Source organism: Streptomyces zaomyceticus, assembly GCF_014656215.1.
In the GTDB taxonomy this organism is placed as follows: Bacteria; Actinomycetota; Actinomycetes; order Streptomycetales; family Streptomycetaceae; genus Streptomyces; species Streptomyces zaomyceticus.
This window is the reverse complement of record NZ_BNBZ01000010.1, coordinates 137993-160022: the sequence shown is the minus strand read 5'-3', so window position 1 is coordinate 160022 and position 22030 is coordinate 137993. Positions and strand designations below refer to the sequence as shown.

Below are 22030 nucleotides of genomic sequence, written 5' to 3'. Positions count from 1 at the left end.
CCAGGTGGACTGTTTCCTCGACGTAGTCGTCAACCCCGTTGTCACGAGTGAGGTACCCGTGTCCACCACGCCTTCCCCCTCCCCCCAGTCCCCCGAGACCGGCACCGCCCGTGTGAAGCGCGGCATGGCCGAGCAGCTCAAGGGTGGCGTGATCATGGACGTGGTCAACGCCGAGCAGGCGAAGATCGCCGAGGACGCCGGCGCCGTGGCCGTCATGGCCCTGGAGCGGGTCCCCGCGGACATCCGCAAGGACGGCGGCGTGGCCCGTATGTCCGACCCGAACATGATCGAAGAGATCATCGGCGCCGTCTCCATCCCGGTCATGGCCAAGTCCCGCATCGGCCACTTCGTCGAGGCCCAGGTCCTGCAGTCCCTCGGTGTCGACTACATCGACGAGTCCGAGGTCCTCACCCCGGCCGACGAGGTCAACCACTCCGACAAGTGGGCCTTCACGACCCCCTTCGTCTGTGGTGCCACCAACCTGGGCGAGGCCCTCCGCCGCATCGCCGAGGGCGCGGCCATGATCCGCTCCAAGGGCGAGGCCGGCACCGGCAACGTCGTCGAGGCCGTCCGCCACCTGCGCCAGATCAAGAACGAGATCGCCAAGCTGCGCGGCTTCGACAACAACGAGCTGTTCGCCGCCGCCAAGGACCTGCGCGCCCCCTACGAGCTCGTCAAGGAGGTCGCCGAGCTCGGCAAGCTGCCGGTCGTGCTGTTCTCCGCCGGTGGTGTGGCCACCCCCGCCGACGCCGCGCTCATGCGCCAGCTCGGTGCCGAGGGCGTCTTCGTCGGCTCCGGCATCTTCAAGTCGGGCGACCCGGCCAAGCGCGCCGCCGCCATCGTGAAGGCCACCACCTTCTACGACGACCCGAAGATCATCGCGGACGCCTCCCGCAACCTGGGCGAGGCCATGGTCGGCATCAACTGCGACACCCTCCCCGAGTCCGAGCGCTACGCCAACCGCGGCTGGTAATCACCCATGAGCACACCCGTGATCGGTGTCCTGGCACTCCAGGGCGACGTACGGGAGCACCTGATCGCCCTGGCCGCGGCTGACGCCGTGGCCAGGCCGGTCCGGCGCCCCGAGGAGCTGGCCGAGATCGACGGCCTGGTCATCCCCGGTGGGGAGTCCACCACCATCTCCAAGCTGGCCGACCTGTTCGGCATGGCGGAGCCGCTGCGCGAGCGCATCGCCGCCGGCCTGCCGGTCTACGGCACCTGCGCCGGTCTGATCATGCTCGCCGAGAAGATCCTCGACCCGCGTTCGGGCCAGGAGACCTTCGGCGGCATCGACATGATCGTCCGCCGCAACGCCTTCGGGCGGCAGAACGAGTCCTTCGAGGCCGGCGTCACCGTCGCGGGCATCGAGGACGGCCCCGTCGAGGGCGTCTTCATCCGGGCCCCCTGGGTGGAGTCCGTCGGCGCCGAGGTCGAGATCCTCGCCGAGCACGAGGGCCACATCGTGGCCGTACGGCAGGGCCGGGTGCTCGCGACCTCGTTCCACCCCGAGCTCACCGGGGATCACCGTATTCACGCCCTGTTCGTCGACATGGTGCGCGCGGCACGCTGATCGGATCCCGGTAGGATCTCTGGGGTTCGTTCAGAAATGGGTTACGCGAAGGAGACAGGCAGATGTCCGGCCACTCTAAATGGGCTACGACGAAGCACAAGAAGGCCGTGATCGATGCCAAGCGCGGCAAGCTCTTCGCGAAGCTGATCAAGAACATCGAGGTCGCGGCCCGTACGGGCGGCGCCGACCTGGACGGCAACCCGACGCTGTTCGACGCCGTCCAGAAGGCGAAGAAGCAGTCGGTCCCGAACAAGAACATCGACTCCGCGCTCAAGCGCGGTGCGGGTCTCGAGGCCGGCGGCGCCGACTACGCCACGATCATGTACGAGGGCTACGGCCCGAACGGTGTCGCGGTGCTCATCGAGTGCCTCACCGACAACCGGAACCGCGCCGCCTCCGACGTGCGCGTGGCCATGACCCGCAACGGCGGCTCCATGGCCGACCCGGGCTCGGTCTCGTACCTGTTCAACCGCAAGGGTGTCGTCGTGCTCCCCAAGGGTGAGCTGTCCGAGGACGACGTCCTGGAGACGGTGCTCGAGGCCGGTGCCGAGGAGGTCAACGACCTCGGTGAGTCCTTCGAGATCATCAGCGAGGCCACCGACCTGGTCGCGGTCCGTACCGCCCTCCAGGAGGCCGGCATCGACTACGACTCCGCCGAGTCCAGCTTCGTTCCGACCATGCAGGTCGAGCTCGACGAAGAGGGCGCGCGCAAGATGTTCAAGCTGATCGACGCGCTGGAGGACAGCGACGACGTGCAGAACGTCTTCGCCAACTTCGACGTGAGCGACGAGGTCATGGAGAAGGTCGACGCCTGATCGCGGCCGCTTTCCGCAACGGGCCGACGGGGGACACACCCCCGTCGGCCCGCTGTCGTTCGTACGGCGTTGTCAGTGGCAGCGGATAGCCTGCACAAACAGGTGATCGACGGATTCGGCCGAAGGGGGCGCGGCGTGCGTGTACTGGGGGTGGACCCCGGCCTGACCCGCTGCGGCGTCGGTGTCGTCGAGGGCGTCGCGGGCAGGCCGCTCACCATGCTCGGCGTGGGCGTGGTGCGGACGGCCGCGGACGACGACATCGGCGTGCGTCTGGTCGGCATCGAGCGCGGCATCGAGGAGTGGCTCGACCGCTTCTCGCCCGAACTCGTCGCCGTGGAGCGGGTGTTCAGCCAGCACAACGTGCGCACGGTGATGGGCACCGCACAGGCCAGTGCCGTCGCCATGCTCTGCGCCTCGCGCCGCGGCATCCCCGTCGCCCTGCACACCCCCAGCGAGGTCAAGGCCGCCGTCACCGGCAGCGGCCGTGCCGACAAGGCCCAGGTCGGAGCCATGGTGACCCGGCTCCTGCGGCTCTCCGCCCCGCCCAAGCCGGCCGACGCCGCCGACGCCCTCGCCCTCGCCATCTGCCACATCTGGCGGGCCCCCGCCCAGAACCGTCTCCAGCAGGCCGTCGCCGAGAACCGTCTCCAGCAGGCGGTCGCCCGGCAGGCGGCCGCAGTGAAAGGCCGAACCCGATGATCGCCTTCGTCAGCGGCCCGGTCGCCGCACTCGCCCCCACCACGGCCGTCATCGAGGTCGGCGGCGTGGGCATGGCAGTCCAGTGCACCCCGGGGACCCTCGCGGGACTGCGGCTCGGTGAGGACGCCCGGCTCGCGACCTCCCTGGTCGTCCGGGAGGACTCCCTCACGCTGTACGGCTTCGCCGACGACGACGAGCGGCAGGTCTTCGAGCTGCTGCAGACCGCCAGCGGCGTCGGACCCCGCCTCGCGCAGGCCATGCTCGGGGTGCACAGCCCCGACGCCCTGCGCCTCGCCGTCTCCACGGGAGACGAGAAGGCCCTCATGGCCGTGCCGGGCATCGGCAAGAAGGGCGCCCAGAAACTCCTCCTCGAACTGAAGGACAAGCTCGGCGCCCCGCTGGGCAGCAGCGGCATGGTCGGCGCCCAGCGCGCGGCGGCCTCCGGACCGGCACCGTGGACGGAGCAGCTGTCGGCCGCGCTGATCGGGCTCGGGTACGCGAGCCGCGAGGCGGAGGAGGCGGTCGCCGCGGTGGCACCGCAGGCCGAGGAGGCGATCGCCGCGGGCGGGTCGGCGCCGGTGCCGCAGCTGCTGAGGGCGGCCCTGCAGTCCCTGAACCGCGCCCGCTGACGACGACCGGGAAGGGGCGGGCCGGGCTGATCGCCCCGCGGGGGCCGGCGCACCGGCCCCCACCACCCGCCCCCGCCCACCCGACCACCGCACCACCACCGAGAAGGCAGACATCCGTGAACTGGGACGACGAGACCACCGGCGACGGCGAGGCGCGCATCGTCGGTGCCTCCGCCGAGGGCGACGACCAGGCCGTCGAGGCGGCCCTGCGCCCCAAGGACCTCAGTGAGTTCGTCGGCCAGGAGAAGGTCCGCCAGCAGCTCGACCTGGTCCTCAAGGCCGCCCGTCAGCGCGGCGCCACCGCCGACCACGTGCTCCTCTCGGGCGCCCCGGGCCTCGGCAAGACGACCCTGTCGATGATCATCGCGGCCGAGATGAACGCCCCGATCCGCATCACCTCCGGCCCCGCCATCCAGCACGCCGGAGACCTCGCCGCGATCCTCTCCTCCCTCCAGGAGGGCGAGATCCTCTTCCTCGACGAGATCCACCGCATGTCCCGGCCCGCCGAGGAGATGCTCTACATGGCGATGGAGGACTTCCGTGTCGACGTCATCGTCGGCAAGGGACCCGGCGCCACCGCCATCCCCCTGGAGCTCCCGCCCTTCACCCTGGTCGGCGCCACCACCAGGGCCGGACTCCTGCCGCCCCCGCTGCGCGACCGCTTCGGCTTCACCGGCCACATGGAGTTCTACGACCCGGCCGAGCTCCAGCGAGTGATCCACCGTTCCGCCGGACTCCTCGACGTCGAGATCGACCCGGCCGGCGCCGCCGAGATCGCCGGCCGCTCCCGCGGCACCCCCCGCATCGCCAACCGCCTGCTGCGCCGCGTCCGCGACTACGCGCAGGTCAGGGCCGACGGACACATCACCCGGGAGATCGCCGAGGCCGCGCTCAGCGTGTACGAGGTCGACGGCCGCGGCCTGGACCGGCTCGACCGCGCCGTCCTGGAGGCCCTGCTCAAGCTCTTCGGCGGCGGCCCGGTCGGCCTGTCGACCCTCGCGGTCGCGGTGGGGGAGGAGCGCGAGACCGTCGAGGAGGTCGCCGAACCCTTCCTCGTACGCGAAGGTCTGCTCGCCCGCACACCCCGTGGCCGGGTCGCCACTCCCGCGGCATGGGCGCACCTCGGACTCGTTCCGCCGCAGGCAGCGGGCCCGGGGACGCCAGGAAGCGGACAACAGGGGCTCTTCGGGGCGTGACGGTGCCGACACTCGCCCGGACAGGAACCAGGGTGCGATGCTGGACGTTGTTCCATCGATGCGGACTCGCCTAGACTCCGCCGATGCCGCCCTTTCTGGTCGGCGCGCCCACCCCCGAAGATCAGGCCGCGGGTTCTCCGCGACCGTGCGAAGGAAACCCGTCCCGTGAGCATCGTGACCCTCCTCCCCTTCATCGTCCTCATCGGGGCCATGTTCCTGATGACCCGCTCTGCCAAGAAGAAGCAGCAGGCGGCGGCGCAGATGCGCAACGAGATGCAGCCCGGCACCGGCGTACGGACGATCGGGGGGATGTACGCCACCGTCAAGGAGATCGGCGACGAGACCGTTCTCCTCGAGGTAGCGCCCGGCGTGCACGCCGTCTACGCCAAGAACGCGATCGGCGCCGTACTCGAGGACTCCGAGTACAACCGCATCGTCCACGGTGACGTGGAGGAGTCGGACTCCGACACCGTCGTCCCGGACGACGCCTCCTCGCTGACCGAGGCCGCCGAGGCCAAGGACACGGAGACCGCCGAGGTCGAGGACGCGCCGAAGGCCGACCTGACGAAGAAGGCGGACGCGGCCGAGGCCGCCGCCGAGGGCCAGAAGGACGGCAAGACCGACGGCGAGACCGACGCGAAGTAGTCGCGGCCGGGGACACCGCGCACGCCCACCGGCGCGCGCGGTCCCCGGAACGGTTCCACGTCTGAGGGGGAAGGTCCCCACACACACTTCGTGGCCGTCTCACGCATACCCGGCGCGAGACGGTTGGACAGGGAGATACGACAGGTGGCAGCACCGAAGAAGGGCCGAAGGCCGGCGGGGGGACAGAGCCGGCCGGGCCGCGCCCTGGCACTCATCCTGATCGCCATGGTCGCGCTCACCGGCGGCATGTTCTGGTCGGGGCACACCACCCCGCGCCTGGGCATCGACCTCGCCGGCGGTACGTCGATCACGCTCAAGGCCAAGGCCGAGCCGGGCCAGGAGTCGGCGGTCAATGAGACCAACATGAACACCGCCGTCGGCATCATCGAGCGCCGGGTCAACGGTCTCGGTGTCTCCGAGGCCGAGGTCCAGACGCAGGGCAAAGAGAACATCATCGTCAACATCCCTCGCGGGACGAACGAGAAGCAGGCCCGGGAGCAGGTCGGTACCACCGCCCAGCTCTACTTCCGGCCGGTTCTCGCGGTGACGAACGGCGGACCCGCCGTGGCGCCCAGCGCCGGCTCCTCCGGTTCTCCCTCCGCCACGCCGAAGCCGTCCTCCTCCGCCTCCGGCTCGACCGTGGGCGAGAAGTCGGCCACCCCGACGGCCACCGGCTCCGCCCAGGGCCGCGCGCTCACCGAGGCCCTCAAGGCCCCGAGCCCGACCCCCACCGGCAAGGCCTCGTCCACCGCGACGCCGAAGGCCACCGGAACCCCCACGGCGACTCCGACTCCCGACGCCGCCACCGCGGCGCTGGAGAAGAAGTACACCTCCCTGAACTGCCTCGACCCCAAGCAGCGCTCCGCCGCGGGCCAGGGTGTCAAGCCCAGCGAGCCCGCCGTCGCCTGTGGCGAGGACGCCCCCGGCGTCTGGTCGAAGTACCTCCTCGGCCCGGCCGAGGTCGAGGGCCGTGACGTCGACGACGCCAAGGGCCAGCTCGACCAGCAGCGCGGCATGTGGATCGTCACCATGGACTTCACGGACGCGGGTTCGAAGAAGTTCCAGGCGATCACCGGCAAGCTGTCCTCGCAGGCCGACCCGCAGAACCGCTTCGCGATCGTCCTGGACGGCGAGGTCGTCTCGGCCCCGTCGGTGCGCCAGACGCTGAGCGCCAGCGCCGAGATCTCCGGCAACTTCAACCAGCAGTCGGCCCAGGACCTCGGCAACATCCTGTCCTACGGTGCCCTGCCGCTGACCTTCGAGACGCAGAGCGTCGACACGGTCACCGCCGCGCTCGGCGGCGACCAGCTGGAGGCCGGTCTGATCGCCGGCGCCATCGGTCTCGGACTGGTCATCATCTACCTGGTGGCCTACTACCGCGGCCTGTCGCTGATCGCCATCCTCAGCCTCGGCGTCTCCGCCCTGCTCACCTACGTGATCATGGCCCTGCTCGGCCCGGCCATCGGCTTCGCGCTGAACCTTCCGGCCGTCTGCGGAGCCATCGTGGCCATCGGTATCACCGCGGACTCGTTCATCGTGTACTTCGAGCGCATCCGTGACGAGCTCCGCGAGGGCCGCACGCTGCGCCCGGCCGTCGAGCGCGCCTGGCCGCGCGCCCGCCGCACCATCCTGGTCTCCGACTTCGTGTCGTTCCTGGCCGCGGCCGTGCTCTTCATCGTCACCGTCGGCAAGGTCCAGGGCTTCGCGTTCACGCTCGGCCTGACCACCCTGCTCGACGTCGTCGTGGTGTTCCTCTTCACCAAGCCGGTCATGACGCTCCTCGCGCGGACCAAGTTCTTCGGCGAGGGCCACGCGTGGTCCGGTCTCGACCCGAAGCGACTCGGCGCCAAGCCGCCGCTGCGCAGCTCCCGCCGTGCCCATGCCTCTGCCGCTGGCCCTGTCGACCCGAAGGAGGCGTGAGATGTCGAAGCTCGGCGATCTCGGCGCCCGGCTCCACCGCGGTGAGGTCGGCTACGACTTCATCGGCAACCGCAAGATCTGGTATGGCCTGTCCATCCTGATCACCATCACCGCCATCGTCGCCCTGGCCGTCCGCGGCCTCAACATGGGCATCGAGTTCCAGGGCGGCGCGGTCTTCACCACCCCGAAGTCGGAAGTCTCCGTCAGCCAGGCGCAGGAGTACGCGGAAGAGGCCTCCGGCCACGACGCGATCGTCCAGCAGCTCGGCAACGGCTCCCTGCGCATCCAGGTCGGCGGCCTCGACACCGCCCAGTCCGACAAGGTCCGGACGGAGCTCGCCAAGGACCTGAACGTCGCCGAGGACAAGATCGCGGCGGAGCTCGTCGGTCCCAGCTGGGGTGAGCAGATCGCCACCAAGGCCTGGACCGGTCTGGGGGTCTTCATGATCCTCGTGGTGATCTATCTGGCCATCGCCTTCGAGTGGAGAATGGCGGTCGCGGCGCTCATCGCGCTGATCCACGACCTCACGATCACGGTCGGCATCTACTCGCTGGTCGGCTTCGAGGTCACCGTCGGTACGGTCATCGGTCTGCTGACGATCCTCGGTTATTCGCTGTACGACACAGTCGTCGTCTTCGACTCCCTCAAGGAACAGACGAAGGACATCACGAAGCAGACCCGCTTCACGTACAGCGAGCTGGCCAACCGCTCGATCAACGGCACGCTGGTCCGTTCGATCAACACCACCGTCGTCGCGCTGCTGCCGGTCGCCGGCCTGCTCTTCATCGGTGGTGGCGTCCTCGGCGCCGGCATGCTCAACGACATCTCGCTGTCGCTGTTCGTCGGTCTCGCCGCCGGTGCGTACTCCTCGATCTTCATCGCCACCCCGCTCGTCGCCGACCTCAAGGAGCGCGAGCCGGCGATCAGGGCACTCAAGAAGCGCATCATGGCCAAGCGGGCCGGTGAGGCCGCCAAGGGCGAGTCGTTCGACGGTCCGGACGCGCCGGAGACCGCCGTCGTCGGTCCCCGGGCGAGCCGTCGGGGCCGCGCCCCGGAGCACCGAGGATGACCGCCGAGGCCCAGGGCGTCACCGACCTCCTGCTCAGCCGTATCCGCGACGTACCGGACTACCCGAAGCCTGGCGTGCTGTTCAAGGACATCACGCCGCTGCTCGCGGACCCGGAGGCGTTCACGGCGCTCACCGACGCCCTCGCCGGGCTGTGCTCCGCGCACGGCGCGACGAAGATCGTCGGCCTGGAGGCGCGCGGCTTCATCCTGGCCGCCCCGGTGGCCGTCCGCGCGGGCCTGGGCTTCATCCCGGTCCGCAAGGCCGGCAAGCTCCCCGGAGCCACGCTCAGCCAGGCGTACGAGCTGGAGTACGGCACCGCCGAGATCGAGGTGCACGCCGAGGACCTGGTCGCGGGCGACCGCGTCATGGTCATCGACGACGTCCTCGCCACCGGTGGCACGGCCGAGGCCTCCATCGAGCTCATCCGCCGGGCGGGCGCCGAGGTCGCGGGCGTCGCGGTCCTCATGGAACTGGGCTTCCTGCCGGGCCGCGCCCGGCTGGAGCCCGCCCTGAACGGCGCTCCGCTCACGGCGCTGATCACCGTCTGACATCGGGCTTCACCCCGCACGGGGCGCTCCGGGGAATCCCCGGGGCGCCCCGTCGGTTTTTCCGGAGTGTCCCGGTCCGGGGCCCGAGGGGCGCGTCGCGTCCGCGTCGGGCCCGTGCCCGGCCCCCGGCCGCGTGAGCAGTGCGTGTCAGGGCTCGATACCATGGCCTTTCCGGGCCTGACCGGGGGACCCGGTACCTCCCCCAGACTCCGTCCGGGGGGACCCCAGAGGAGCGCTCTTGCCAGACGAGGCCCAGTCACTCTCCGCCGCGCAGCCCGACCCGAAGGCCGACAAGGCCGCGCAGGGGAAGGACACGCCCCAGAACAAGCCCGCGGAGACCGGGCCCCCGCCTGCCGCGCCCGCGCGACCGGCCCCCGAGGCCCCGGCGTCCCCGCGGCCCGCGGCCACGCCCGCCCGCTCCGGCGGCTCGTCCAACCGCGTCCGCGCCCGCCTCGCCCGGCTCGGCGTCCAGCGCTCCTCCCCGTACAACCCGGTCCTCGAACCGCTGCTGCGGATCGTCCGCTCCAACGACCCCAAGATCGAGACGGCCACACTCCGTCAGGTCGAGCGGGCCTACCAGGTCGCCGAGCGCTGGCACCGCGGCCAGAAGCGCAAGAGCGGCGACCCGTACATCACGCACCCGCTCGCCGTCACCACGATCCTCGCCGAGCTCGGCATGGACCCGGCGACCCTGATGGCCGGTCTCCTGCACGACACCGTCGAGGACACCGAGTACGGCCTGGAGGACCTGCGCCGCGACTTCGGCGACCAGGTCACCCTGCTCGTCGACGGCGTCACCAAGCTCGACAAGGTCAGGTTCGGCGAGGCCGCGCAGGCCGAGACGGTCCGCAAGATGGTCGTCGCCATGGCCAAGGACCCGCGCGTCCTGGTCATCAAGCTCGCCGACCGCCTGCACAACATGCGCACCATGCGCTACCTCAAGCGGGAGAAGCAGGAGAAGAAGGCCCGCGAGACCCTCGAGATCTACGCGCCCCTGGCCCACCGCCTGGGCATGAACACCATCAAGTGGGAGCTGGAGGACCTCGCCTTCGCGATCCTCTACCCCAAGATGTACGACGAGATCGTCCGGCTCGTGGCCGAGCGCGCCCCCAAGCGGGACGAGTACCTCGCCATAGTGACCGACGAGGTCCAGACGGACCTGCGCGCCGCCCGTATCAAGGCCACCGTCACCGGGCGCCCCAAGCACTACTACAGCGTCTACCAGAAGATGATCGTCCGCGGCCGTGACTTCGCGGAGATCTACGACCTGGTCGGCATCCGTGTCCTCGTCGACACGGTCAGGGACTGCTACGCCGCCCTCGGCACCGTCCACGCGCGATGGAACCCGGTCCCCGGCCGGTTCAAGGACTACATCGCGATGCCGAAGTTCAACATGTACCAGTCGCTGCACACGACGGTCATCGGACCCAACGGCAAGCCCGTCGAGCTCCAGATCCGCACCTTCGACATGCACCGGCGGGCCGAGTACGGCATCGCCGCGCACTGGAAGTACAAGCAGGAGGCCGTCGCCGGTGCCTCCAAGGTGCGCGCCGAGGTGCCGAGGAAGGCCGGCAAGGACGACCACCTCAACGACATGGCCTGGCTGCGCCAGCTCCTCGACTGGCAGAAGGAGACCGAGGACCCCGGCGAGTTCCTGGAGTCCCTGCGCTTCGACCTCTCCCGCAACGAGGTCTTCGTCTTCACGCCCAAGGGCGATGTCATCGCGCTGCCCGCCGGCGCCACCCCCGTCGACTTCTCCTACGCCGTCCACACCGAGGTCGGCCACCGCACCATAGGAGCGCGGGTCAACGGGCGTCTCGTGCCGCTCGAATCGACCCTCGACAACGGCGACCTGGTCGAGGTCTTCACCTCCAAGGCCACCGGCGCCGGTCCCTCCCGTGACTGGCTGGGATTCGTCAAGTCGCCGCGCGCCCGCAACAAGATCCGCGCGTGGTTCTCCAAGGAGCGCCGCGACGAGGCCATCGAGCAGGGCAAGGACGCCATCGCGCGGGCCATGCGCAAGCAGAACCTGCCGATCCAGCGGATCCTCACCGGCGACTCCCTCGTCACCCTCGCCCACGAGCTGCGCTACACCGACATCTCCTCGCTGTACGCGGCGATCGGCGAGGGGCATGTCACCGCCCAGTCCATCGTGCAGAAGCTGGTCCAGGCACTCGGCGGCGAAGAGGCGGCCACCGAGGAGATCGACGAGACGGCCCCGCCCGCCCGCGGGCGGTCCAAGCGCCGCTCCAACGCCGACCCCGGTGTCGTCGTCAAGGGCGTCGAGGACGTCTGGGTGAAGCTGGCCCGCTGTTGTACTCCGGTCCCCGGCGACCCGATCATCGGCTTCGTCACCCGGGGCAGTGGCGTATCGGTTCACCGCAGCGACTGCGTCAACGTGGAGTCGCTCTCCCGGGAGCCGGAGCGGATCCTGGAGGTCGAGTGGGCACCCACCCAGTCCTCCGTCTTCCTCGTCGCCATCCAGGTCGAGGCGCTGGACCGCTCGCGACTCCTCTCGGACGTCACCCGGGTCCTGTCGGACCAGCACGTCAACATCCTCTCGGCGGCCGTCCAGACCTCCCGCGACCGGGTGGCCACCTCGCGCTTCACCTTCGAGATGGGCGACCCGAAGCATCTGGGGCACGTCCTGAAGGCCGTACGCGGTGTGGAGGGCGTCTACGACGTCTACCGCGTCACCTCGGCCCGCAGGCCGTAACGCGACGCCGTACGGCACGGACCACGCCGTACGGCACCTACGAGGAAGGCCCCCCGGCAGTGCGCCGGGGGGCCTTCCTCGTACGGTCGGGCGGGGGATCAGCCGCCGAACTCCTCCAGGCCCTTCAGCGCCTGGTCGAGCAGGGCCTGACGGCCCTCCAGCTCACGGGCCAGCTTGTCGGCCTTGGCGTCGTTGCCCGCCGCGCGGGCCGCGTCGATCTGCTTGCGCAACTTCTCGACCGCGTCCTGGAGCTGACCGGTGAGACCGGCGGCACGCGCACGCGCCTCCGGGTTCGTCCGGCGCCACTCCGACTCCTCGGCCTCCTGGATCGCCCGCTCCACCGTGTGCATCCGGCCCTCGACCTTGGGGCGGGCGTCACGCGGGACGTGGCCGACGGCCTCCCACCGCTCGTTGAGGGAACGGAAGGCCGCACGCGCCGCCTTCAGGTCCGACACCGGCAGCAGCTTCTCGGCCTCGGTCGCGAGCTCCTCCTTCAGCTTGAGGTTCTCGGTCTGCTCCGCGTCCCGCTCGGCGAAGACCTCGCCGCGCGCCGCGAAGAAGACGTCCTGGGCGCCGCGGAAGCGGTTCCACAGATCGTCCTCGTGCTCGCGCTGGGCGCGGCCGGCCGCCTTCCACTCCGCCATGAGGTCGCGGTAGCGGGCCGCCGTGGTGCCCCAGTCGGTGGAGTTCGACAGCGACTCCGCCTCGGCGACCAGACGCTCCTTGGCCTTGCGGGCGTCCTCACGCTGGGCGTCCAGCGAGGCGAAGTGGGCCTTGCGGCGCTTCGAGAACGCCGAACGGGCGTGCGAGAAGCGGTGCCACAGCTCGTCGTCGGACTTGCGGTCGAGCCGGGGGAGGCCCTTCCAGGTGTCGACGAGCGCCCGCAGCCGCTCGCCGGCGGAGCGCCACTGCTCGCTCTGGGCCAGCTCCTCGGCCTCGGTGACGAGCTTCTCCTTGGCGACGCGCGCCTCGTCGGTCTGCTTGGCCTTCTGGGCCTTGCGCTCCTCGCGGCGCGAGTCGACCGTCTCGACGAGCTTGTCGAGACGGGTCGCGAGCGCGGCCAGGTCACCGACGGCGTGGTGCTCGTCGATCTGCTGGCGGATGTGCTCGATCGCCGCGGTGGCGTCCTTCGCCGAGAGGTCGGTGGTCCTCACCCGCTTCTCGAGGAGGCCGATCTCGACAACCAAGCCCTCGTACTTGCGCTCGAAGTAGGCCAGGGCCTCCTCAGGGGTGCCGGCCTGCCACGATCCGACGACCTTCTCGCCCTCGGCCGTCCGCACGTACACGGTGCCCGTCTCGTCGACGCGGCCCCACGGGTCGCTGCTCACAGCGCCTCCTCACCATGATGCCGTCGCGGGGTCGTACCCCCCGGGCATCGTCCACAGTTTCCCGGCGGGCCTCGCCCGCCTTCCGCAGCGCGGCCGACGGCCCAACGCTGCACAACGCCAATCTAGGCGAACGGCGGCCCGGCTGTCCGCACTCAGCGCGACCGAGATTCGACGGTCGGGCGTGGGTGCGGACGTCCGGCTCACTTCTTCGTGACGGTCGCCTTCTCGATGGTGACGGCCTTCTTCGGGGCGCCGTCGGTGGCACCGCCGGTGACCCCGGCCCCGGCCACCTTCTCGACCACCTCGAGGCCGGCCGCGTCGATCTTCCCGAACGGCGTGTAGCTCGGCGGCAGCTTGGTGTCCTTGTAGACGAGGAAGAACTGCGAGCCGCCGCTGCCCGGCTGCCCGGTGTTGGCCATGGCGACGGTGCCGGCCGGGTAGGTCACCGTGCCGTCCGCGCCCGCCTTGCCGAGCGCGCCCAGGTTCTCGTCCGGGATGGTGTAGCCCGGGCCGCCGGTGCCGTCGCCCTTCGGGTCACCGCACTGGAGCACGAAGATGCCCTTGGTGGTGAGCCGGTGGCACTTCGTCCCGTCGAAGTACTTCTTCGCGGCGAGGTGCGAGAAGGAGTTCACCGTGCGCGGGGTCTTCGCCGCGTCCATGGTGATCGTGACGTCGCCCTCGTTCGTCCTGAGCGCCATGGCGTACGAGGCCTTCGCGTCCACCGACAGCTTCGGCTCCGGGTTCGCCGACTCGCTCTGCGAGGGCGTCGGGGTGGGCGAGCCGCTCGCGGCGTTGTCCGAGCCCTTGTCCGAGCCGTCGTCCGTCAGTGCCACGGACGCGTACACCGCGCCGCCCGCCGCGAGGACCACCGCGAGGGCGGCCGCGACGACGGTGTTGCGGCGCTTCGCCTTGCGCCGGTTCTCCTCCCGCCGCTGCTGCTGCCGCGCGTACTTCTCCCTGGCAAGCTGCCGCCGCCGCTGATCGCTGGTGACCACCGGTTCCGCTCCTGTCGCTCGTCTGTTCCTGTCCTGGCCGGGTGTGCCCGTACCGTATACGGGTTGGCTGTGGAACCGGCACCGCCGGTAGGCTCTGATCTGCCGCATTCCGTGTTTTCTGCGAGTTCCGCGAATTCCGCGGCCCCCTGCCGGACGACATCTAAGGACGAACGTGCTGATTGCCGGGTTCCCCGCCGGGGCCTGGGGGACCAACTGCTATCTGGTCGCCCCCGCCGCAGGCGAGGAGTGCGTCATCATCGACCCGGGCCACCAGGCCGCCCAGGGTGTCGAGGAGACGCTGAAGAAGCATCGGCTCAAGCCCGTCGCCGTCGTCCTCACCCATGGACACATCGACCACGTCGCCTCCGTCGTCCCGGTGTGCGGCGCCCATGACGTCCCCGCGTGGATCCACCCGTCCGACCGCTACATGATGAGCGACCCGGAGAAGGCCCTCGGCCGCTCCATCGGGATGCCCCTCATGGGCGAGCTGACCGTGGGAGAGCCCGACGACGTGCGAGAACTCACCGACGGCGCCGAGCTGAAGCTGGCCGGTCTGGACTTCTCCGTCGCCCACGCGCCCGGTCATACCAAGGGGTCGGTGACCTTCAGGATGCCGGAGACCACGGAGATCCCCTCCGTGTTCTTCTCCGGGGACCTGCTGTTCGCCGGCTCCGTCGGACGCACCGACCTTCCCGGCGGTGACATGGACGAGATGCTCGCTTCGCTGGCCCGTGTGTGCCTGCCGCTCGACAACTCGACCGTGGTGCTGTCGGGACACGGTCCCCAGACGACCATCGGCCAGGAGCGCGCCACGAACCCCTATCTGCGGGACGTGGCCGCCGGCCTCGGGAGCACGAAGGCTCCCCGACGAGGAATGTGACGAGACTTTCGTGAGCACCTTTCAGGCCCCCAAGGGCACGTACGACCTGACCCCGCCCCGCTCCGCCACGTTCCTGGCGGTCCGGGACGCGATCTCCACGCCGCTGAGGAACTCCGGCTACGGCTACATCGAGACGCCCGGTTTCGAGAACGTCGAGCTGTTCTCCCGCGGTGTCGGTGAGTCCACCGACATCGTGACCAAGGAGATGTACACCCTCACCACGAAGGGCAACGACCACCTCGCCCTCCGCCCCGAGGGCACCGCGTCCGTGCTGCGTGCGGCGCTCCAGGCCAACCTGCACAAGCAGGGCAACCTGCCGGTGAAGCTCTGGTACTCCGGCTCGTACTACCGCTACGAGCGGGCCCAGGCGGGCCGCTACCGCCACTTCTCCCAGGTCGGTGCCGAGGCGATCGGCTCCGAGGACCCGGCCCTCGACGCCGAGCTGATCATCCTGGCCGACCAGGCGTACCGCTCCCTCGGGCTGCGGAACTTCCGCATCCTGCTCAACTCGCTGGGCGACAAGGAGTGCCGTCCCGTCTACCGCGAGGCGCTCCAGACCTTCCTGCGCGGGCTCGACCTCGACGAGGAGACCCTGCGCCGCGCCGAGATCAACCCGCTGCGCGTCCTCGACGACAAGCGCGAGTCCGTGCAGAAGCAGCTCGACGGCGCCCCGCTGCTGCGCGACTACCTGTGCGACGCGTGCAAGACGTACCACGAGGAGGTGCGCGCCCTGATCACCGCGGCGGGCGTGACCTTCGAGGACGACGCCAAGCTGGTGCGCGGCCTGGACTACTACACCCGCACGACCTTCGAGTTCGTCCACGGCGGTCTCGGCTCGCAGTCGGCGGTCGGCGGCGGCGGCCGCTACGACGGCCTCTCCGAGATGATCGGCGGCCCCGCGCTGCCGTCCGTGGGCTGGGCGCTCGGTGTGGACCGCACGGTCCTCGCCCTGGAGGCGGAGGGCGTCGAGCTCGACCTCCCGGCCGTCACCAGCGTCTTCGCGGTGGCCATCGGCGAGGAGGCGCGTCGCGTCCTCTTCGGCAAGGTCACCGAGCTGCGCAGGGAGGGCGTCTCCGCGGACTTCTCGTTCGGCGGGAAGGGCCTCAAGGGCGCGATGAAGGACGCCAACCGCTCGGGCGCCCGCCTCGCCGTCGTCGCCGGTGAGCGCGACCTCGCCGAGGGTGTCGTCCAGCTCAAGGACATGGAGTCCGGCGAGCAGCAGGCGGTCGCCGTGGAGGAGCTGCTGGACGCGGTGCGGGCCAAGCTGGCCTGACGGACCGTACGGACGGAGGGGCCCGGACCACGCGCGCGTGGTCCGGGCCCCTCCGCGTGGTCCTTACGCGCCCCTCACTTATCTCCGGCGAACGGTGGGCGCCGTCGCCCGTACGGCAGAATGACCGTGCCCACAAGGCCGGCGAGCGAGGGAAAAGGCGACATGAGCAAGGCAGCGGTGGACGAGGCCACGTCCGGCCGGCACGACGACGGCACGATCGGGGCGAGCAGGGCCTTCGCCTGGCTGCTCGTCATCACCGGAGCGGCCGGAGTGCTCGCCGCCTGGGTCATCACGATCGACAAGTTCAAGCTGCTGGAGGACCCGAACTTCGTCCCCGGGTGCAGCCTCAACCCGATCGTCTCCTGCGGCAACATCATGAAGAGCGAGCAGGCCTCGGTCTTCGGCTTCCCCAACCCGATGCTCGGCCTGGTCACCTACGCCATGGTGATCGCCATCGGCCTGGCTCTGCTGGCCGGGGCCCGCTACCGCCGCTGGTACTGGCTCGGCCTCAACGCCGGCACCCTCTTCGGCGTCGGATTCTGCACCTGGCTGATGTACCAGTCGCTGTACGAGATCAACTCGCTCTGCCTCTGGTGCTGCCTGGCCTGGGTCGCCACCATCGTCATGTTCTGGTACGTGACCTCGCACAACGTCCGCCACGGCGTCATCCCCGCCCCCCGTGGCCTCAGGACCTTCTTCGACGAGTTCACCTGGATCCTCCCCGTCCTGCACGTCGGGATCATCGGCATGCTGATCCTGACCCGCTGGTGGGACTTCTGGACCGGCTGACGGCGGCCGCCGGACCGGCCGGCGCCGGCCGCGCTGTCACACCGGTGACCTAGGCTTCATGACTGTGGAGCCCGACCTCTTTACCGCAGCAGCCGAAGACCGGCAGGAGAAGGACCCGGCCAGCAGCCCGCTGGCCGTCCGGATGCGCCCCCGCACCCTCGACGAGGTGGTGGGCCAGAAGCACCTGCTCAAGCCCGGATCGCCGCTGCGCCGGCTCGTGGGCGACGGGGACGGCGGCCCGGCCGGCGCCTCCTCGGTGATCCTCTGGGGCCCGCCGGGCATCGGCAAGACCACCCTCGCGTACGTCGTCTCCAAGGCGACCAACAAGCGCTTCGTGGAACTGTCGGCGATCACCGCGGGCGTCAAGGAGGTCCGGGCCGTCATCGACGGAGCCCGGCGCGCCGTCGGCGGCTACGGCAAGGAGACCGTCCTCTTCCTCGACGAGATCCACCGCTTCTCCAAGGCCCAGCAGGACTCGCTGCTGCCCGCCGTGGAGAACCGCTGGGTGACGCTCATCGCCGCCACCACCGAGAACCCCTACTTCTCGATCATCTCCCCGCTCCTCTCCCGCTCGCTGCTCCTCACCCTGGAGCCGCTCACCGACGAGGACCTGCGGGGGCTGATGGCGCGGGCCCTCACCGGCGAGCGCGGACTCGGCGGGGCCGTGACCCTGCCGGAGGACGCCGAGTCCCACCTCCTGCGCGTCGCCGGCGGCGACGCCCGGCGCGCCCTGACCGCCCTGGAGGCGGCCGCGGGCGCCGCCATCGCCAAGGGCGAGCCGGAGATCAGCCTGCAGACGGTCGAGGAGACCGTCGACCGGGCGGCCGTGAAGTACGACCGGGACGGCGACCAGCACTACGACGTGGCCAGCGCGCTCATCAAGTCGATCCGCGGCTCGGACGTGGACGCGGCCCTGCACTACCTGGCGCGGATGATCGAGGCGGGGGAGGACCCGCGGTTCATCGCCCGCCGCCTGATGATCTCCGCGAGCGAGGACATCGGACTCGCCGATCCGAACGCGCTGCCGATCGCCGTCGCCGCCGCGCAGGCGGTCGCCATGATCGGTTTCCCCGAGGCGGCCCTCACCCTGAGCCACGCCACCATCGCCCTCGCCCTGGCCCCGAAGTCGAACGCGGCGACCACCGCGATCGGCGCCGCCCTGGCGGACGTACGGAACGGCCTCGCGGGATCGGTCCCGGCGCATCTGCGCGACGGGCACTACAAGGGAGCGGCCAAGCTCGGCCACGCGCAGGGCTACGTCTACCCGCACGACGTGCCGGGCGGCATCGCGGCCCAGCAGTACGCCCCGGACGAGATCCGGGGCCGCCAGTACTACGCCCCCACCCGCTACGGCGCGGAAGCGCGGTACGCGGACGTGGTGGACCGGGTGCGCGAGCGTCTGAAGGGCGAGGGCGGCTGACGCGCCGCACCTGTCGGTCGTCCCATCCGGGCGGCGCGGGTCGGGCAGGATCCGGAAGCGACGGCCCGGCCTCGCCCGGCACCTCCGCCGTTCCCCGTCCACCGGCAAGGGACCCCGTGCGAGAGTGCGCCGCGGACCCGGTACACTGGTCGGGATTGCTGCGTCCCGTGCCCGGCTCCGGTCGGCACCACCAGAACGGGACAGTCAGCCGGAGACCCGGCCCTCGGGCGGGGTTTCCAGGAGCGTCGCGCACCTTCGAAGGTGTCGCTGGCAACCCACCACCACCCGGATCCCGGGATCGGCGGTGGGTCGTTCGCGTGCTGCACGTATGTGCCCAGACCTGGGAGCGGCTGCCCGACAGGCCCGTCTCGTACGGACCCGACGGGTTTCCCGGCTGCGGATGCGACCTCCCCTAACCCTGGTGAAGCCGTTTCGTACACAGTAGAGAGGTTGGTTCATGCCGAACCAGTCCCGTCCCAAGGTCAAGAAGTCGCGTGCCCTCGGCATCGCGCTGACCCCGAAGGCCGTCAAGTACTTCGAGGCCCGCCCCTACCCGCCGGGCGAGCACGGCCGTGGCCGCAAGCAGAACTCGGACTACAAGGTCCGTCTGCTCGAGAAGCAGCGTCTGCGCGCCCAGTACGACATCAGCGAGCGCCAGATGGCGCGCGCCTACGACCGCGCCAAGAAGGCCGAAGGCAAGACGGGCGAGGCGCTGGTCGTCGAGCTCGAGCGTCGCCTCGACGCCCTGGTCCTGCGTTCGGGCATCGCCCGCACCATCTACCAGGCCCGCCAGATGGTCGTCCACGGCCACATCCAGGTCAACGGTGGCAAGGTCGACAAGCCGTCGTTCCGCGTCCGTCCCGACGACGTCGTGATGGTCCGCGAGCGCAGCCGCACCAAGCCGCTGTTCGAGGTTGCCCGTGAGGGTGGCTTCGCCGCCGACGGTGAGACCCCGCGCTACCTGCAGGTCAACCTGAAGGCCCTGGCCTTCCGCCTCGACCGCGACCCGAACCGCAAGGAAATCCCGGTCATCTGCGACGAGCAGCTGGTCGTCGAGTACTACGCCCGCTGATCCGGGCCCCCGGCGCGAGCCGGGGGACGTAGTACCACCCTCGCGGTGTTCACACCCTCGCGGTGTTCAGCCCGCCGCTTCCCCGCCCTTGCCGGTGGGGGAGCCGGCGGGCTTCCGCGTTCCCGGGACCGCCGCCGACCCGGCCGTACGGAAGGGACGAGGAGCCGACGCCTCCGCCGCGCCGCCGACGGCCGGATTGCCCCGGGCCGCGAGTGCGCGCTCCACCGCCTCCGCCGCCGACAGCCCCAGACCCTGCCGGAAGGCGATGCCGTAGGCCTCCGCGCCCAGCGCCTCCTCGGCCCGCTGCTGGCACAGCGTCCTCGGCGCGTCGAACGCCTCCGACCCGAAGAGCCGGACACCCACCGTGTCCCACAGCGGCACCGCGGCCCCCTGGAGGACGGCGGCCTCCGTCGGATCGCCCTCGCTCACCGACACCAGGGCGAGCATCTCGATCGCCAGCACGGTCCCGACCAGATCGCGGAAGGCGTGGTTGATGGACACGCACTCGGCGAGCAGCTCCCGCGCCTCCCCGTACACGCCCCCGGTCCAGGCCGCGTACCCCAGGACGTAGAGGGCGTACGCCCGGGCCCAGAGCTCGCCCCGCTCCTCGCAGATGTCCCTGACCTCGCGGCAGAGGGCGACCGCCCCGTCCACGTCGCCCCGGAACGCCCGCGCCAGGGCCACCTCGATCTGCCCCATCAGCACATTGCTGTTCAGCTCGCCGAGCTCCCGGTACGCGTCGAGCGCCCGCCCGATCAGCTCCTCGGCCCGCGGCATGTCGTCCGTGAGCAGCGCCAGACATCCCATCCGGTGCGTCGCGTACGCCTCCGCCAGCGCGTTCCGCGAGGACCTGGCCCGCTCCCCGCACTCGTGGAGCGCCGCCACCGCCGCCGTACCGTCCCCCTGGAGCACCGCCACGTACCCGAGCACCCAGAGCGCCTTCAGCCGCGCCTCCTCGTGACCGGACTCCACCGCGAGCGCCCGCTCCAGCCAGTGCCGGCCCTCCGACAGGCGCCCGCAGCCCACCCACGCGAACCAGAGCGTGCCCGCCAGGTGTTGGGCGAGGTGCGTGTCCTCCGGGAGTTCCAGACACAGGTCGAGGGCGGCCCGCAGATGCGGCAGGGCCGCCTCCGTCAGGGCCGCGACCTCGGCCTGACGCGGGCTGAACCATTCCAGCTCGCACCAGGTGGCGAGGCCCATGTACCAGTCGCGGTGCCGCCGCCGCATCCGCTCCGTGTCGCCGAGCGCCGCGAGCCACTCCGCCCCGTACGCGGCGACCGTGTCGAGCATCCGGTAGACCGGGCCCAGGGGGGCGTCCTCCCGGGTGAGCAGCGACTGCGCCAGCAGACCGCCGAGCAGCTCCAGGATCCGTTCCGGCGGCAGCTCGGGGCCGCCGCACACGTACTCCACCGCCTCCAGGTCGAAGGGGCCGGGGAACACCGAGAGCCGGGCCCAGAGCAGCCGCTCCTCGGGGGTGCACAGCTCATGGCTCCAGCCCATGGCGGTGCGCAGCGTCTGATGCCGGGGGAGCGCCCCGCGCGCGCCGTCGGTGAGGAGCCGGAAACGGTCGTCGAGGCGGAACAGCATCTGCTCGACGGAGAGGAGGGGGAGCCGGCCGGCCGCCAGTTCGAGCGCGAGCGGAATCCCGTCGAGCCGCCGGCACAGCTCCCGCACGGCGTCCGAACCGCGGACGTGGGCCGTGGCACCGGGGAGGCTCCGTGTCCCGGCCCGCCCTCCCGGGCACACGGCAGCGCCCGTCGGGGCGGGACGACCGGGAAGGGCTCCCGCTCCCGCCCCGGACGGGGCGGGAGCTCCGGCCTCCGGCAGGGCGGGCGCGCCCGCCTCCGCCGCCCGTTCCGTGAGCAGGGTCATCGCGTCCGCCTCACCCAGCGGCGCCAGCGGGAACACCGCCTCGCCCGCCACCCGCAGGGGACGGCGGCCGACCGCGAGGACGGTGAGCCCCGGAGCCTGCTCCAGGAGCTCCCGCACGAGCGGCGCGCAGCTCTCCACGAGGTGCTCGAAACCGTCCACGACCAGCAGCGTCCGCCGCTCCGCGAGGTGCTCGACGAGCACCTCGCGCGGGGGCTTGGGGGTGTGGTCGGTCAGGCCGAGGGCCTCGGCCAGGGCGTACTCGATCAGGTCGGGGTCGCGCAGGGGCGCGAGCTCGGCGAGCCGGACCCCGTCGCCGTAGCGTTTCTGCACTCCCGAGGCAGCCCTCAGCGCGAGCCGGGTCTTGCCGACCCCGCCCACGCCCACGACCGTGACCAGGCGGGACGCCTCGAGGAGCGCCGTCAGTGCGGCCTGCTCGGCGGCCCGTCCGACGAACCGGTTCAGCTCCGCCGGGAGATTGCTCCGTCGCATGGGACACGGAGCGTACTCATCCCCACGCGCTCCGTACAATCGGATCCCCGTGACCGCCGTCCCACGGGCGGTAATGCGGTACGGCGGGAGAGCCCGGGCGCGATA

Annotated in this window: 19 protein-coding genes; 16 read left to right on the top strand and 3 right to left on the bottom strand. The window is 71.0% G+C overall.

What is annotated here, in order from left to right; all coding sequences use genetic code 11:
- Positions 1-58 precede the first annotated feature (58 nt).
- The 11 genes from pdxS (at position 59) to IE311_RS15935 (ending at position 11807) form a co-directional block, all read left to right on the top strand.
- Positions 59-973 (top strand): pyridoxal 5'-phosphate synthase lyase subunit PdxS, encoded by a 915-nt coding sequence (pdxS, locus tag IE311_RS15985; protein ID WP_189832345.1) that lies wholly within the window; start codon positions 59-61, stop codon positions 971-973.
- A gap of 6 nt (positions 974-979) precedes the next feature.
- Positions 980-1570 carry a pyridoxal 5'-phosphate synthase glutaminase subunit PdxT gene (gene pdxT / locus IE311_RS15980; RefSeq protein WP_189832344.1) on the top strand — a complete coding sequence of 197 codons (591 nt, stop codon included), beginning with the start codon at positions 980-982 and terminating at the stop codon, positions 1568-1570.
- A gap of 62 nt (positions 1571-1632) precedes the next feature.
- Entirely contained in the window at positions 1633-2385 is a 753-nt protein-coding gene (locus IE311_RS15975; RefSeq protein ID WP_030204558.1) for a YebC/PmpR family DNA-binding transcriptional regulator, read from the top strand.
- 135 nt (positions 2386-2520) lie between these two features.
- A complete protein-coding gene (gene ruvC / locus IE311_RS15970; protein WP_073914711.1) occupies positions 2521-3084 on the top strand; it encodes a crossover junction endodeoxyribonuclease RuvC in 564 nt (187 codons plus the stop codon).
- Positions 3081-3713: a Holliday junction branch migration protein RuvA gene (gene ruvA, locus IE311_RS15965; protein WP_189832343.1), complete on the top strand. Its 633-nt coding sequence runs from the start codon at positions 3081-3083 to the stop codon at positions 3711-3713. The genes ruvC and ruvA overlap by 4 nt, the downstream gene beginning before the upstream one ends.
- A gap of 116 nt (positions 3714-3829) precedes the next feature.
- Positions 3830-4909: a Holliday junction branch migration DNA helicase RuvB gene (gene ruvB / locus IE311_RS15960; RefSeq protein ID WP_189832342.1), complete on the top strand. Its 1080-nt coding sequence runs from the start codon at positions 3830-3832 to the stop codon at positions 4907-4909.
- 165 nt (positions 4910-5074) lie between these two features.
- On the top strand, positions 5075-5554 hold the full coding sequence (yajC, locus tag IE311_RS15955; RefSeq protein WP_189832341.1) for a preprotein translocase subunit YajC: 480 nt from the start codon (positions 5075-5077) through the stop codon (positions 5552-5554).
- Positions 5555-5698: 144 nt separating this feature from the next.
- The gene (secD, locus tag IE311_RS15950) at positions 5699-7474 is read left to right on the top strand and encodes a protein translocase subunit SecD (RefSeq protein WP_189832340.1); all 1776 of its coding nucleotides are present in this window, start codon (positions 5699-5701) and stop codon (positions 7472-7474) included.
- Between the two features lies 1 nt (position 7475).
- Positions 7476-8543 carry a protein translocase subunit SecF gene (gene secF / locus IE311_RS15945; RefSeq protein ID WP_189832339.1) on the top strand — a complete coding sequence of 356 codons (1068 nt, stop codon included), beginning with the start codon at positions 7476-7478 and terminating at the stop codon, positions 8541-8543.
- Positions 8540-9091 (top strand): adenine phosphoribosyltransferase, encoded by a 552-nt coding sequence (locus tag IE311_RS15940; RefSeq protein WP_189832338.1) that lies wholly within the window; start codon positions 8540-8542, stop codon positions 9089-9091. Before secF ends, IE311_RS15940 begins: the two co-directional genes overlap by 4 nt.
- Before the next feature lie 238 nt (positions 9092-9329).
- Entirely contained in the window at positions 9330-11807 is a 2478-nt protein-coding gene (locus IE311_RS15935) for a RelA/SpoT family protein (RefSeq protein ID WP_189832337.1), read from the top strand.
- Between the two features lie 98 nt (positions 11808-11905).
- Here IE311_RS15935 and IE311_RS15930 read toward each other — a convergent pair whose 3' ends face one another.
- Both IE311_RS15930 and IE311_RS15925 read right to left on the bottom strand, forming a co-directional pair.
- Positions 11906-13135, bottom strand: coding sequence for a DUF349 domain-containing protein (locus IE311_RS15930; RefSeq protein WP_189832336.1), 1230 nt, complete (start codon positions 13133-13135; stop codon positions 11906-11908).
- A gap of 200 nt (positions 13136-13335) precedes the next feature.
- Positions 13336-14130, bottom strand: coding sequence for a peptidylprolyl isomerase (locus tag IE311_RS15925; RefSeq protein WP_189832335.1), 795 nt, complete (start codon positions 14128-14130; stop codon positions 13336-13338).
- Between the two features lie 172 nt (positions 14131-14302).
- On the opposite strand from IE311_RS15925, the gene IE311_RS15920 reads away from it, so the two are divergent.
- The 5 genes from IE311_RS15920 to rpsD all read left to right on the top strand — a co-directional run bounded on the left by IE311_RS15920 (position 14303) and on the right by rpsD (position 19564).
- Entirely contained in the window at positions 14303-15010 is a 708-nt protein-coding gene (locus IE311_RS15920; protein WP_189832334.1) for an MBL fold metallo-hydrolase, read from the top strand.
- A 10-nt stretch (positions 15011-15020) separates the two neighbouring features.
- Positions 15021-16283 carry a histidine--tRNA ligase gene (hisS, locus tag IE311_RS15915; protein ID WP_189832333.1) on the top strand — a complete coding sequence of 421 codons (1263 nt, stop codon included), beginning with the start codon at positions 15021-15023 and terminating at the stop codon, positions 16281-16283.
- Between the two features lie 162 nt (positions 16284-16445).
- Complete coding sequence (locus tag IE311_RS15910) at positions 16446-17072, top strand: vitamin K epoxide reductase family protein (RefSeq protein ID WP_189832332.1); 627 nt, start codon at positions 16446-16448, stop codon at positions 17070-17072.
- Positions 17073-17136: 64 nt separating this feature from the next.
- Positions 17137-18492 carry a replication-associated recombination protein A gene (locus IE311_RS15905; RefSeq protein WP_189832425.1) on the top strand — a complete coding sequence of 452 codons (1356 nt, stop codon included), beginning with the start codon at positions 17137-17139 and terminating at the stop codon, positions 18490-18492.
- A gap of 457 nt (positions 18493-18949) precedes the next feature.
- Positions 18950-19564: a 30S ribosomal protein S4 gene (gene rpsD / locus IE311_RS15900; RefSeq protein WP_024758279.1), complete on the top strand. Its 615-nt coding sequence runs from the start codon at positions 18950-18952 to the stop codon at positions 19562-19564.
- A gap of 66 nt (positions 19565-19630) precedes the next feature.
- On the opposite strand, the gene IE311_RS15895 is transcribed toward rpsD, so the two are convergent.
- Positions 19631-21925, bottom strand: a complete 2295-nt coding sequence (locus IE311_RS15895) for an AAA family ATPase (RefSeq protein WP_229901944.1) — start codon at positions 21923-21925, stop codon at positions 19631-19633.
- Positions 21926-22030 lie beyond the last annotated feature (105 nt).

Excerpts from the sequence above, each read along its gene's own strand:
- IE311_RS15910 (WP_189832332.1), top strand. The coding sequence starts at position 16,446 with ATGAGCAAGGCAGCGGTGGACGAGGCCACGTCCGGCCGGCACGACGAC.
- ruvA (WP_189832343.1), top strand. The coding sequence starts at position 3,081 with ATGATCGCCTTCGTCAGCGGCCCGGTCGCCGCACTCGCCCCCACCACG.
- IE311_RS15975 (WP_030204558.1), top strand. The coding sequence starts at position 1,633 with ATGTCCGGCCACTCTAAATGGGCTACGACGAAGCACAAGAAGGCCGTG.
- rpsD (WP_024758279.1), top strand. The coding sequence starts at position 18,950 with ATGCCGAACCAGTCCCGTCCCAAGGTCAAGAAGTCGCGTGCCCTCGGC.
- secF (WP_189832339.1), top strand. The coding sequence starts at position 7,476 with ATGTCGAAGCTCGGCGATCTCGGCGCCCGGCTCCACCGCGGTGAGGTC.
- IE311_RS15895 (WP_229901944.1), bottom strand. The coding sequence starts at position 21,925 with ATGCGACGGAGCAATCTCCCGGCGGAGCTGAACCGGTTCGTCGGACGG.
- pdxT (WP_189832344.1), top strand. The coding sequence starts at position 980 with ATGAGCACACCCGTGATCGGTGTCCTGGCACTCCAGGGCGACGTACGG.
- IE311_RS15940 (WP_189832338.1), top strand. The coding sequence starts at position 8,540 with ATGACCGCCGAGGCCCAGGGCGTCACCGACCTCCTGCTCAGCCGTATC.